The sequence below is a fragment of the Bradyrhizobium sp. UFLA06-06 genome (assembly GCF_054820065.1).
This window is the reverse complement of record NZ_JADFUD010000032.1, coordinates 23,812-36,199: the sequence shown is the minus strand read 5'-3', so window position 1 is coordinate 36,199 and position 12,388 is coordinate 23,812. Positions and strand designations below refer to the sequence as shown.

Here is a 12,388-nt window from a genome sequence, read left to right as displayed (position 1 = left end):
GGGAGAAGGAACACAGCCATTGCGTCGACACGTGCGAGGCCGATCGTGCGAACGCCGCGACGAGATTTCGCCGCGGCGTGCGCTGAATCATACGAATGGATAATGCGTCGTGGCGCCGAGATCGCTCAGCGCCGCTGCCACAATTGTCGTGCCAGAATGCCGGCCTTGCGTTCGATCGCCTCGGCGGCGTCGAGACACAGGTCCTCGCGATAGCGCGAGCCGACGATCTGGACGCCGACCGGCAATCCCTCATCGAGGCCGACCGGTACCACGGCCGCCGGCAGCCCCAGCACGTTCATCGACGAAATGAAGCGCAAATCGTTCCAGAACAAATCCTTGACGCGCTGATCGCCGCCGAGATCGGCATTGACCTCCGGCGTCTTGCGCACCGTGGTCGGCATCAGCACCAGCGGATACTGCTCGAGGAAGGTCATCCAGTTCCTGATGTGGCGCGAGCGCTCGGCGATCGCCTTCATGTAGCCGGCCTGATCGAGCTGATTGGCCAGCGCGATGAAGCCGCGGAATGTCTTCTGGAAGTCGGCGCTGGTGGTCGCCAGCATCTGGTCCTGCTGCAGGACGCGAACCTCGGTCATGATCAGGTCGCACCAGAGCTGCCAGACCTTGTTGAGGTCGGGGACCTCGACCTCGCTGACCGCATAGCCGGCATCGGCGAGATGATCCGCCGCCTTGCGCTGGAGCGCAATGACGCCGCGATCGGTCGCCATGTCCTCGGGGATCTTTGCGAGCGCGACCTTGATCGGCCCAGCCGGCTTCGGCCCCGTCAGCGGCGCCGGCACATACCAGGGATCGCGCGGGTCGCGTTGCGCCATCACCTCGAGGCCGAGGCGCACGTCGGCGACGTGGCGCGCCAGCGGCCCTTGCGACGACATGAACTGCGCCATCAGCGGCCGCTCCGCCGTGGCGCTGGGATTGAACGCGGGAATGCGGCCCTGGGTCGGCTTGATGGTGGCGATGCCGTTGCAATGCGCCGGCCAGCGCAGCGAGCCGCCGATGTCGTTGCCGTGCGCGATGGTGCCGATGCCGGCGGCGATCGACGCGCCGGCGCCGCCCGAGGAGCCGCCACAGGTCACGTCGGCATTCCAGGGATTGCGCGTCAGGCCGTGCAGCGGGTTGTCGGTGAAGCCGCGCAGCGAGAACTCCGGCGTGTTGGTGAGGCCGATGATGACGGCGCCGGCCTTCTTGAGATTGGCCGTCACCGGCGAGTCGCCCGGCGCGATATTGTCCTTGAATGCCACCACGCCGTTCGAATTGGCCTGGCCCTCGACGTCGATATTGATCTTGATCGTGACCGGCACGCCGTGCAGCGGCCCGACGGCGCCGCCTCCGCGCTTGCTCGCGGCCAGCGCCTCGTCCGCGGCCTTGGCGGCCCGCATCGCTGACGCGCCGAGATCGACCACGACGGCGTTGAGCGCCGGATTGGCTTCCTGCATGCGGTCGAGATGGGCGCGGACCACCTCCTCCGACGTCACTTGGTTGTTTCGGATCGCCGCGGCTGTGTCGACGGCAGACCATTGCCAGATCGGTGCGTTCGTCACGTGATGTTCTCCCATGATGTTCAGTGCTTTGTTGTTGGTTCAATCTCGCGGGTCGATCGGCGTCAGCTTTGATGCACGCGCCTCGATCAGCTCGGCGACTGCGAGACAGACGTCCTCCCGGAAGCGGCCGGCGATCACCTGCACGCCGACCGGCGCGCCGCCGGCGGTTCCGGTCGGCACGACGACCGACGGAAAGCCGAGCGCGGGCACCGCAAGCAGCGGCCGCTGCGCATCGAGCAGCGCGCGCACGACGTTCGCGTCTTCCTGATCCTGATCGAAACGGAACGGCAGTTGCGCCGAGACCGGCAGGATGATGACGGGACAGCGCTCCTGGAACAGCTGCCAGGCCCGCACCATCGCCAGCCGCTGCTCGAAACAGGCGAGCACCTGATCGCCCTCGAGCTCGGGCGCGTAGGCGATATGGCACTCGAGATTGTAGCGGCTCCGATCGTCGCCGAACTTGCGGATCATCGGCGCCAGCACGCGCCGCTCCTCATTGATGACGAGGCGATGCCAGAGATCGGCGGCCTCCGCGAGCAGCGGCGGCACGGTCTCCTCCACGGCAAAGCCGGCCTCCGCGAGCCAGCGCCCGGCGGCGCGCACCGCCGCGCTCACCTCGCCCGCCTCGTCGCCGAACGGCGCCGCTGCGATCGCAACGCCGATCGGACGCTTGAGCGGCGCACCTTGCAGCGGCACCGGCAGCCAGGTGCCGTCGCGCGCGTCCGCCTGGGCCATGGCGGCGAGGCCGATGCGCAGGTCGGCGACCGAGCGGGCAAGCGGCCCCTGCACCGACATCATCTGCGCGGTGATCGGACGGTCGCTGGTTGCCGACGGATTGAACGCGGGGATCCGCCCCGGCGTCGGACGCAGGCCGGCGACGCCGCAGGCGTAAGCCGGATAGCGGATCGAGCCGCCGAAATCATTGCCGTGCGCGATCGCGCCCATTCCGGAAGCAACGGCCGATGCGGCGCCACCGCTGGAGCCGCCCGGCGTCAGCCGACGGCTCCACGGATTGTAGGTCGCGCCGTGCAGATCGTTGTTGGTGAACCAGCGGTGCGAAAAGGCCGGCGTGTTGGTGCGCCCGACAATGACGGCGCCCGCCTTGCGAAGATTCGCGACCACAGGGCTGTCCTCGGTGGCGATCACATCGCGGAAGGCAACGACCCCGTTGGTGGTGGCGCAGCCGCGCTGGTCGACATTGACCTTGATGGTGACCGGAACGCCGTGCAGCACGCCGAGCTCCGCGCCTGACTTCACGGCGACGTCCGCCGCGTCCGCGGCGGCCAGCGCCTCGTCGGCGAGGACGGCGACAATGGCGTTCAAGGCCGGATTGACCTCGGCGATGCGATCGAAACTGGATTGCACGGCTTCCCGGCTGGAAATCGCGCGCGTCGCGATCGCACGGGCCAGATCGACCGCCGACCAGCTCCACAACTCATTCTCGCGCCGCGTGTCCATTGTCGTTTTCTCCAAGGCGTGATGCAGCACTCGGCCGATGCGGTTAATCGAGCCGCAACGGCTGGTGAAAGACGGGCAGATCGATGCGCCGGTCTTCCGCGGGAACGACCACCGCCTCGGCGCTCAGCACATGATCGAGCATCACGCGCCGGGCGCGCGCGGCATTGCCGGAGCGGAACGCGGCCAGCAGACGCTTGTGAAACTCGATATTCTCGCAGGTGAAGCTGGATGCGAATTCCTGTACGCCGAGCTTGCCGATCAGATGCCTGATCGCCTCGTTGACGAACCGGCACATCAGGCCGAGCAGCGGGTTGGGACAGGCCTCGATCAGGATGTCGTGGAAATCGATCTCGGCGTGGCGATGATGTTCCCAATCGGCATCGCCGTCGGGATGATGCTCCTGGACCGCGATCGCCTTTTCCAGTGCGGCGAAATGCTCCGCCGTGAGGTGTCCGACCACGCTGAAGGCGAGCTCCGGCTCGATCAGCCGGCGGATCTGGTAGATCTGCGCGGTGCTGGTCGACTGGAAGTAGAAATAGTTGCTGAGCAGGCCGACGATCCGGTTGATCGAGACCGGCGCCACCCGCGCGCCGCCGCCGGGGCCGGTGGTGTTCTGCACCAGCCCCTGCACTTCCAAAGATTTGAGCGCCTCGCGGATGGTCGAGCGGCTGCAGCCGAACATCTCGATCAGCTCCCCCTCCTGCGGCAGCCGGTCGCTCGGCTGCAAGCCGGCCTGGAAGATGTGGCTGCGGATCAGGTCGGCGACGGCGTCCGAGCGCTTGCGCTTGATCGAGGCGCGGCGCGAAGGGTCGAGGGACGGGAGAGCCGATTTATCCATTTTATGATCATAAATAGGATCGCGATCACTTTGCAAGCCATGTCGGTGTTCTCGTGATGCCGCGACCCGCCATGATGGGATACCCGGGCCGCCTGTCGGCGGTCCCGGGGGCGTAGCGCCTACGCGGTCAAAGCGCCGACCGGATGCGGGAGATGGTGAAGACGATGAGGAGCCCGCGGAGCCGAGGCGGCGTCGCGCTCAAAGCGGACTATGGTTCACGGTGTGGCGCATCTGGCGACAGAAGCCCTCCACGAACTGCGCAAGCGCCTCGAAATTGACCAGCAGCCTTTCGGCCTGCTCCCGGTCAGCCGAACCGGGGGCAAACGATTCCGCCAGACGCCGCTGGCGATCTGCGCGATCCCGGCAGGCTGCGGCCCTGCTTTCGGCAAACTCCAGTTGCTCGCGTCGGCGGCCGAGCTTGTCTTCTTCCTCAAGCAACCGCTTGTTGAGCATCGATCTCGTGTTGGTTGGAACGTCCGGGCGCTTCAGCAGATCCAGATAGTGGTCGATGTTTGCGCGCGCGGTATACTCGTTCACGTATGTGCCTCCGGCCAGTCGCAGTCTCGGTCGGCGAGGCACAGCTTCAACACTCAGGAATTGCTCGATCTCCGCCAGGAGTTGGCGAAGCTCATCGGTCGAAAAGCCTTGCAGGGCATCGTGGACCTGGCTTCGGGTGCTTTCCGGATAGACGGCGTTGTCTTCGGCCATTGGCGTACGGCAAAAATCAAAAAGTAAAGCCCTGTCAGGCACACACCAAATCAACAAATCAACGGCAGCTCGAACGATGCCCGCGCGAACAATGATACTGTCATCGCGCGCGCTCGCGAATCCAATGGCGCTCAAGATAAGTTACGGGCGGAACATCGCCTAGTGCACTCTGTGCCAGCCGCGCCTTTGCGCCAACCATCGGCCAAGTCTTGGTTGCCGCATCGTTAAAGCCAGAACAGGCCGCTCCAAAAATCAAGGCAGACGGCTGCGGATGCGAACAGGCCGGCACCGTGATGCGGCATGTGAGGGCAAGCGACGGAGAATCCGGATCGCTCAGCCGTGCGCGCGCTGCGCCTCGAGGCCGCGGCTGTAGCGCGACATCGCAAAGCAGAACACGAAGTAGATCACGCCGACGAACACATAGACTTCGACGCTGAAGGCCTGCCAGGCCGGATCGACGATCGCGGTCTTGGCGGTGGTCAAGAGATCGAAGATGCCGATGATCAGGACCAGGCTGGTGTCCTTGAAGAAGCGATGAAGGTGTTGACCAGCGGCGGGATGACGTGGCGGATCGCTTGCGGCAGCACGATCAGCGCGTTCTTCTCCCAGCAGGACAGCCCGAGCGCGTCGGCGGCCTCATATCGTCCGCGCGGCACCGCCTGCAGACCGCCGCGCACGACTTCGGCGAGATAGGCGCCGGCATGGAAGGTTACGGCAGGCGAGCGATGGGCCGCTATTGTGAAAACGCCCAGTAAAGGTGCTTCTCGTCTTCCGACAACAGCCTCACATGGTTGATAAAGTCCCAGACCATTTCTCCGAAGGCACTGCCGCCGCCCTGGCTCGACTTGGCGGATACCATATCGAGCTCGTGCCAGCCCCTGTACATTTCCTCGTCGATGCTTTCCAAGCGGTCCTTCATGGCCTGAGCATTGAAAGCGCCGCAAGATTCGGTGAACAGGCTTCTGACCGGATGGATTTGCCACATGCCGCGATGGCGCTCTTCGCTGCCCTGCTGCCCGTAGACACCCGACTCTCCACTGAACGGAAACGCGCCGCGCGTCGCCTTGATCATCTCGCGGCGCTTGGCGTTGCCTTCCTTGATGTCGACATACACCGATATGACCATATCGTTGTAGTACCAGAGGTCCAGGCACGCCGGATATCCAGCGTTCAGGATCACTTGCACGAGCTTTTTGATACGCTGCCCCTTGTAGCCCTTCATGCCCTGCGCAAGCGCGAGCAGGCGCATCAGAAACGTCTTGGCATCATTTGGAGTCCAGACACAGATATCCTCGGCCTCGAAATCGATCGGATCACGATCGACGGGCGGGATGTAGATGATGCCGGGATTGGCCGAATTGCTGAACATCCAGTTGTTGCCGCTGGGGCTGACTTTGACGCATCCCACATAGTGGCTGAGGTACCAGTTCACGACATCGGGGTCGTCGGTCATGAAGTTGAAATAGATCAGCTCCTTGACTCCGACACTGAACTTCTCGGCGACGGTGTACCAGTCTTCCTGAGGCCGGGTATCTCCCGGTCGGACGGGGCCGTGCGGCCGGTAGGGAATGCCGCCTTGCATCAATCCCCAATTGCGTGGGACGGGCATGCCCTTTGGCGGTCGCTCGATCGGGTGAGGCGAGCGTTTCGGGGGCGCCATGGCATCGATCTCCTCATATGCGGCGTGATCGCATCACATGAGTGCAAGTTGCCGCTGCCGGGGTTCACGCGCTCACGGAGATGTTTTCCACTTTCTCAAGCTTGTCCAGATGGGGCATCTCAGGTTCCGCGCAAAGCGGATCGATCCATCACGGCAGGCTCCAAAACGTCCCATGCGACGAAGGAAAATGCGATGCGACCCAGACAAACGCATAGAGGTCGAGGCTTCGCGCTCGAACGTGATCACCGCCTCAGCCGTGCGCGCGCTGCGCCTCGAGGCCGCGGCTGTAGCGCGACATCGCAAAGCAGAACGCGAAGTAGATCACGCCGACGAACACATAGACCTCGACGCTGAAGGCCTGCCAGGCCGGATCGACGATCGCGGTCTTGGCGGTGGTCAAGAGATCGAAGATGCCGATGATCAGGACCAGGCTGGTGTCCTTGAAGAAGGCGATGAAGGTGTTGACCAGCGGCGGGATGACGTGGCGGATCGCCTGCGGCAGCACGATCAGCGCGTTCTTCTCCCAGTAGGACAGCCCGAGCGCGTCGGCGGCCTCATATTGTCCGCGCGGCACCGCCTGGAGGCCGCCGCGCACCACTTCCGCAAGGTAGGCGCCGGCATAGAGGATGAAGGCGATCTGGGCGCGCAGCAATTTGTCGATGTTGACGCCGTCCGGCATGAACAGCGGGAACATGACGCTCGCCATGAACAACAGGCTGATCAGCGGCACGCCGCGGATCAGTTCGACATAGAGCACGCAGAGCGAGCGGATCGCCGGCAATTTCGAGCGGCGGCCGAGCGCGACCAGGATTCCGAGCGGGAAGCCGAACGCAAGCCCGAAAGTCGCAAGGATCAGCGTCACCGGCAGCCCGCCCCAGCGGTCCTGCGTGACAAAGGACATGCCGAGAAAGCCGCCCCACATCAGGCACCCGATCGCGATCAAGGAAGCGGCCCACAGCAGGAACAGCTCCTTGCGCCAGAAGCTGCGGCGGCTCGAGACCACGAACAGCGCGATGAAGATCACGACCGCGAGCGCCGGCCGCCACTGTTCGCTGAACGGATAGGTGCCGAACAGGATGAAGCGGTACTTCTCGGGGATCACCGCCCAGCAGGCGCCGACGCCGCGCAGCGCGCGGCAGGCGCCGGTGTCGTTGCCGGAGACGATCCAGATCGCGTTGGCGATGCCCCATTGCCAGAGGCCGATGCACGCCTTGGCGAGCACGAACAGCAACAGCAGCGTCATGATGCTCGACGTCACGGACGCGAACAGGTTGGCGCGCAGCCAGGCCACGATCTGGCCGCCGAGCGTGCGCTGCACGCGGCGCCGGCCGATCGGCAGCGGATCCTGCGGGAGATGTGCGACCGAGCTCATGTCAGCGCTCCACCAGCGCGATCCGCGCGTTGTACCAGTTCATGAACAGGCTGATGCCGAGGCTGATGGTGAGGAACACCATCATAATCAGCGCGATCGACTCGATCGCCTGCCCGGTCTGATTCAGCGTGGTGTTGGCGATCGAGACGATGTCCTGGTAGCCGACCGCGACCGCGAGCGAGGAATTCTTGGTCAGGTTCAGGTACTGGCTGGTCATCGGCGGGATGATGACGCGCAGCGCCTGCGGCAGCACGATGTGCTGCAGCACGAAGCTGCGCTTCAGCCCGAGCGCCTTGGCGGCGTCCGACTGGCCGCGCGGCACCGCCTGGATGCCGCTGCGCACGATCTCTGCGATGAACGCCGAAGTATACGTGACGAGCGCGATCAGCAGCGCGAAATATTCCGGCGCCAGGGTCAGCCCGCCGACGAAATTGAAGCCGCGCAGTTCGGGCAGCATGACGCTCCAGCTCGCGCCCAGAAGCCACGACACCAGCGCCGGCAGCGCGATGATGAGGCCGAGCGCGTAGGGCCATGCCGGCCGCGCCTTGCCATCGAGCATCTGCTGCGCGATCAGGCGGCGCCTGACGATGAGGAAGACGATCACGCCGGCGGCCAGCGCGACGAGCGTCCAGCCATTGGCCTCATGCAGCGGCACCGACGGCAGCACCAGGCCGCGGTTGGACAGATAGACCCCGTCGACCGGCTTCCACGCCTGGCGCGCCGCCGGCAGGCCCTGCATCAGCACGTACCAGAACAACAGCTGCAGCAGCAGCGGCAGGTCGCGCAGCACCTCGACATAGACGGCGGCGAGCCGCGCCAGCAGCCAGTTCGACGACAGCCGCGCGATACCGACCAGCGTGCCGATCACGGTCGCCAGCACGATGCCGATGACCGCGACGCGCAGCGTGTTGACGACGCCGACGATGAAGGCGCGCAGATAAGTGTTCTTCGGCGTGTAGTCGATCCAGCTGTCGGCGATCGGCATGCCGGCTTCGCGGCCGAGGAAGGCAAAGCCGGTCGAGATGCGGCGCACCGAGAGGTTATGGACCGCGTTCGACCACAGCCAGGCGACGACGGCGACCGCGATGGCGACCACCAGGATCTGCCAGAACAGGCCCGCGACGCGGGGATCGCTGAGCGAAAGCCGCCAGGGCCGGGCGGGAGGGCGTTTCGGCGTCGATGTCGTCACAGCACAAGGACCCCAGTGAGAAGCGATCTTCTGCCATGCGCAAGAGCGTTTTCGAGCGAAGCGGATACCGGTTCGCGTGAAGAAAACGCGTCAACCTCAAATCCTGCGCGCGTCATATGTTGCACCAAATTAATATTTGTGCAACATATGTTTCATGGCCCAGGCCCAGCCGAAACCATCGCCCCTGAACGAATTGTGCAGCGCACTGCCGTCGCTGCCGATGCGCTTGCAGGAGGTCGGCCGGTTCGTCGCCGCCAATGACTACGACGCCACCACCCGCTCGATGCGCGAGCTCGCCTCCGTCGCCGGCGCCGATCCTGCCTCATTCACCCGTCTTGCCAAGGCACTCGGCTATTCCGGCTGGGACGAATTGCGCGCCGCACTCACCGAGGCGCGCCGGCCGGCACAGGGCTCGCCGTTCTCCGGCCGCGCCAGAAGCCGCCGTGCCGGGCCGAATGCCGATGTCAAACTGGTGCACGACAAACTGGAGGCCGAGGCCGCGGGCCTTGCGCGGATTTCAGCGAGCGCGATCGCGGAAGCCGCCCGTGCGCTGCACTCGGCTGACCGGATCTGGATATCGGGGTTTCGCAGCTGCCGCAGCGTCGCGGAACTCTTGACCTATCAGCTTCGCCTGTTCCGCCCCGATGCCGTGCAATTGGTCGGCGGCTCCGGCCCGTTCGATCTCGACCACGGCGCCTTCCGCTCAGGCGATGCCGTGGTCGTGATCGGCTTTGCGCCCTACACCCTGGTCAGCGTCGAGACGGCGCGCGCGGCGCATCAGGCGCGCGCCGCGCTGATTGCGATCGCCGACACCATCACAGCTCCGATGGCCGAAGGCGCCGATCATCTGCTGCTGTTCGAGGCCGCCTCCTCCCCCGGCTTCTTCCCGAGCCTGACCGGCGCGATCGCAGTCGCCCAGTCGCTTGCGGCCGTCGCCTTCACGCTGGGCGGCGCCGGGGCAAAGCGCAAGCTGGAGGAGACCGAGGGCCGGCTTGCCGAGATGTCGCAATACTTTGTCGAGAAAGGATGACTGTCATGGCAGCCAACAAGAGCCGCGTGATGCATCGCAGCCTGCGCGAAACCCCGCCGAAGGCAATCGGCGGCGATGGCGTCTGGCTGATCGCGGAGGATGGCCACCGCATTCTGGATTCCTCCGGCGGCGCCGCGGTGTCATGCCTCGGCCATCAGCATCCACGGATCCTTGCCGCGATCGGCAAGCAGGCCTCGAAGATTGCCTATGCACATACCGGCTTCTTCTCCTCCGAGCCTGCGGAAGAGCTCGCCGAGCGGCTGGTCGGCCACGAACCCGGCGGCCTCGGCTATGTCTATTTCGTCAGCGGCGGGTCGGAAGCGATCGAGGCCTCGATCAAGCTGGCGCGGCAATATTTCATCGAGCGCGGCGAGCCGAAGCGCGCCCGCTTCATCGCGCGCCGCCAGAGCTATCACGGCAATACGCTCGGCGCGCTGTCGGCCGGCGGCAATGCCTGGCGCCGAGAGCCCTACGCGCCGCTGCTGTCGCCCTCGTTCAGCCATGTCACGCCGGCCTTCGCCTATCACGAGAAGCGCGACGATGAATCGGAGGCGACGTTCGTGGCGCGGCTAGCCGCCGAGCTCGAGGCCGAATTCCAGCGGCTCGGCCCCGATACGGTCGCGGCGTTCATCGCCGAGCCCGTGGTCGGCGCCACCGCCGGCTGCGTGCCGGCGCCGGAGGGTTACTTCAAGGCGGTGCGCGAGATCTGCAACCGCCACGGTGCGCTTCTGATCCTCGACGAGGTGATGTGCGGCATGGGCCGCACCGGCACGCTGCACGCTTGGGAGCAGGAAGGCATCTCGCCCGACATCCAGGCGGTCGCCAAGGGCCTCGGCGGCGGCTATCAGCCGATCGGCGCGATGCTGGCCAGCGGCACGATCGTCGACACGGTACGCAACGGCTCCGGCGCATTCCAGCACGGCCACACTTATCTGGCGCATCCGCTCGCCTGCGCCGCTGCGCTCGAGGTGCAGAAGGTGATCGCTGAGGAGAAGCTGCTCGACCAGGTCAAGGAGCGCGGCCGTCAGCTCGAGCAGCGGCTCACCGAACGGTTCGGCAATCACCGTCATGTCGGCGACATCAGGGGCCGCGGCCTGTTCTGGGGTATCGAGCTGGTCGCCGACCGTGCCACGCGGCAGCCGTTCGATCCCAAGCTGAAGCTGCATCAGCGGATCAAGTCCGCGGCCTTCGCCGGCGGGCTCGGCTGCTATCCGTCGGGAGGCACCGCCGACGGCCAGCGCGGCGATCACGTGCTGCTCGCCCCGCCCTATATCGCGACTTCGGGCGACATCGACATGATCGTCGAACGGCTCGGCGCTGCGGTAGACAGCGCGTTGAAGGATGTTGGTCACGGAGCATGATCCGGAAAAGTGAGCACCGGTTTTCCCGCGACAAACGCGAAGCGTTTGCGCAGGGGTCATGCTCAAACGTTAGGAGGAGGAAGACATGCTGAGGGGTATCATCACTCTAACCGTTCTCGCCGCGGGCATCGCGGGCGCAAACGCGGCGACGCTCGACACCGTCAAGCAGCGCGGCACGCTGGTGTGCGGCGTTTCGACCGGCTTTGCCGGCTTCTCGGCGCCGGACTCGCAAGGCAACTTCAAGGGCCTCGACGTCGACTATTGCCGTGCGCTTGCCGCCGGCGTGCTCGGCGATCCCGCCAAGGTGCGCTACGTCGCGCTGACCGCGCAGAACCGCTTCACCGCGCTGCAGTCGGGCGAGATCGACGTGCTCTACCGCAACTCGACGCAGACCTTTCTGCGCGGCACCACGCTCGGGCTGCGGCAGGGACCGGTCAATTTCTACGACGGTCAAGGCTTTGTCGTGAAGAAGGACCTCGGCGTGAAGGAGCTGAAGGACCTCAAGGGCGCCACGGTGTGCGTCGCCCAGGGCACCACGCATGAAGTGACGCTCGGCGACTACGGCCGCGCCAACGGCATCGACTGGAAGCCGCTGGTGTTCGACCGCGTCGACACCATGTACCAGACCTTCTTCGGCGGCCGCTGCGATGCCATGACCCAGGATGCTTCCGCGCTCGCCGGCGCGGTCGCGACCGCAGCCCCGAAGGCCGATGACTATGTCGTGCTGCCGCAGACCATCAGCAAGGAGCCGCTCGGCCCGTTCACCCGCAACGGCGACGAGGTCTGGAGCGACATCATCACCTGGCTGCATTACGGCCTGATCGAGGCCGAAGAGCTCGGCGTCACCCAGGCCAATGCCGACGAGATGGCGAAGTCACAGGTCCCGGCGATCCAGCGCCTGCTCGGCGCGTCGGGCGATCTCGGCTCGCGCCTCGGGCTCGACAACAAATGGCTGGTCGCCGCCATCAAGTCCGGCGGCAATTACGGCGAGATCTTCGAGCGCAATGTCGGCAAGGCAAGCCCGCTGAAGCTCGAGCGCGGCCTCAACGCCACCTGGAGCAAGGGCGGGTTGATGTACGCGATTCCGTTCAAGTGAACGAAGTTACCTCGCCCCGCCTGCGGGGAGAGGTCGGATTGCGAAGCAATCCGGGTGAGGGGGAGCCTCCGCATACCCTCCTCTCACCTGTTACGACGATAGAGCCCCTCACCCCAACCC

10 protein-coding genes and 1 pseudogene are annotated in these 12,388 nt (G+C 65.4%); 3 read left to right on the top strand and 8 right to left on the bottom strand.

From position 1 onward, the window contains the following. Positions 1–125 precede the first annotated feature (125 nt). From IF803_RS25340 to IF803_RS25305, 8 genes and pseudogenes are all read right to left on the bottom strand, one after another. A complete protein-coding gene (locus IF803_RS25340; protein WP_461193886.1) occupies positions 126–1,571 on the bottom strand; it encodes an amidase family protein in 1,446 nt (481 codons plus the stop codon). Between the two features lie 24 nt (positions 1,572–1,595). Next, positions 1,596–3,014 carry an amidase family protein gene (locus IF803_RS25335; RefSeq protein ID WP_461193885.1) on the bottom strand — a complete coding sequence of 473 codons (1,419 nt, stop codon included), beginning with the start codon at positions 3,012–3,014 and terminating at the stop codon, positions 1,596–1,598. Positions 3,015–3,057: 43 nt separating this feature from the next. Continuing rightward, positions 3,058–3,852, bottom strand: a complete 795-nt coding sequence (locus tag IF803_RS25330; RefSeq protein ID WP_461193884.1) for a FadR/GntR family transcriptional regulator — start codon at positions 3,850–3,852, stop codon at positions 3,058–3,060. A gap of 198 nt (positions 3,853–4,050) precedes the next feature. Then, positions 4,051–4,695 (bottom strand): hypothetical protein, encoded by a 645-nt coding sequence (locus IF803_RS25325; protein ID WP_461193883.1) that lies wholly within the window; start codon positions 4,693–4,695, stop codon positions 4,051–4,053. Positions 4,696–4,893: 198 nt separating this feature from the next. Then, positions 4,894–5,276: pseudogene (locus tag IF803_RS25320) on the bottom strand (amino acid ABC transporter permease); the annotation flags it as partial. A gap of 17 nt (positions 5,277–5,293) precedes the next feature. After that, entirely contained in the window at positions 5,294–6,220 is a 927-nt protein-coding gene (locus IF803_RS25315; RefSeq protein WP_304499032.1) for a hypothetical protein, read from the bottom strand. Between the two features lie 250 nt (positions 6,221–6,470). Continuing rightward, the gene (locus tag IF803_RS25310; protein ID WP_461193882.1) at positions 6,471–7,592 is read right to left on the bottom strand and encodes an amino acid ABC transporter permease; all 1,122 of its coding nucleotides are present in this window, start codon (positions 7,590–7,592) and stop codon (positions 6,471–6,473) included. A gap of 1 nt (position 7,593) precedes the next feature. Beyond that, the gene (locus IF803_RS25305; RefSeq protein ID WP_461193881.1) at positions 7,594–8,781 is read right to left on the bottom strand and encodes an amino acid ABC transporter permease; all 1,188 of its coding nucleotides are present in this window, start codon (positions 8,779–8,781) and stop codon (positions 7,594–7,596) included. Positions 8,782–8,935: 154 nt separating this feature from the next. Here IF803_RS25305 and IF803_RS25300 point away from each other — a divergent pair, with 154 nt between their 5' ends. The 3 genes from IF803_RS25300 to IF803_RS25290 all read left to right on the top strand — a co-directional run bounded on the left by IF803_RS25300 (position 8,936) and on the right by IF803_RS25290 (position 12,268). Next, on the top strand, positions 8,936–9,811 hold the full coding sequence (locus IF803_RS25300; RefSeq protein ID WP_028339573.1) for a MurR/RpiR family transcriptional regulator: 876 nt from the start codon (positions 8,936–8,938) through the stop codon (positions 9,809–9,811). A 5-nt stretch (positions 9,812–9,816) separates the two neighbouring features. Then, entirely contained in the window at positions 9,817–11,172 is a 1,356-nt protein-coding gene (locus IF803_RS25295; RefSeq protein WP_461193880.1) for an aspartate aminotransferase family protein, read from the top strand. Positions 11,173–11,257: 85 nt separating this feature from the next. Beyond that, the gene (locus tag IF803_RS25290; RefSeq protein WP_304499029.1) at positions 11,258–12,268 is read left to right on the top strand and encodes an amino acid ABC transporter substrate-binding protein; all 1,011 of its coding nucleotides are present in this window, start codon (positions 11,258–11,260) and stop codon (positions 12,266–12,268) included. The last annotated feature ends 120 nt before the right edge of the window (positions 12,269–12,388 follow it).

Bases quoted from the DNA above. Each gene is read 5' to 3' on its own strand.
- IF803_RS25300 (WP_028339573.1), top strand. From the start codon at position 8,936: ATGGCCCAGGCCCAGCCGAAACCATCGCCCCTGAACGAATTGTGCAGC.
- IF803_RS25295 (WP_461193880.1), top strand. From the start codon at position 9,817: ATGGCAGCCAACAAGAGCCGCGTGATGCATCGCAGCCTGCGCGAAACC.
- IF803_RS25315 (WP_304499032.1), bottom strand. From the start codon at position 6,220: ATGGCGCCCCCGAAACGCTCGCCTCACCCGATCGAGCGACCGCCAAAG.
- IF803_RS25290 (WP_304499029.1), top strand. From the start codon at position 11,258: ATGCTGAGGGGTATCATCACTCTAACCGTTCTCGCCGCGGGCATCGCG.
- IF803_RS25330 (WP_461193884.1), bottom strand. From the start codon at position 3,852: ATGGATAAATCGGCTCTCCCGTCCCTCGACCCTTCGCGCCGCGCCTCG.
- IF803_RS25335 (WP_461193885.1), bottom strand. From the start codon at position 3,014: ATGGACACGCGGCGCGAGAATGAGTTGTGGAGCTGGTCGGCGGTCGAT.
- IF803_RS25310 (WP_461193882.1), bottom strand. From the start codon at position 7,592: ATGAGCTCGGTCGCACATCTCCCGCAGGATCCGCTGCCGATCGGCCGG.
- IF803_RS25340 (WP_461193886.1), bottom strand. From the start codon at position 1,571: ATGGGAGAACATCACGTGACGAACGCACCGATCTGGCAATGGTCTGCC.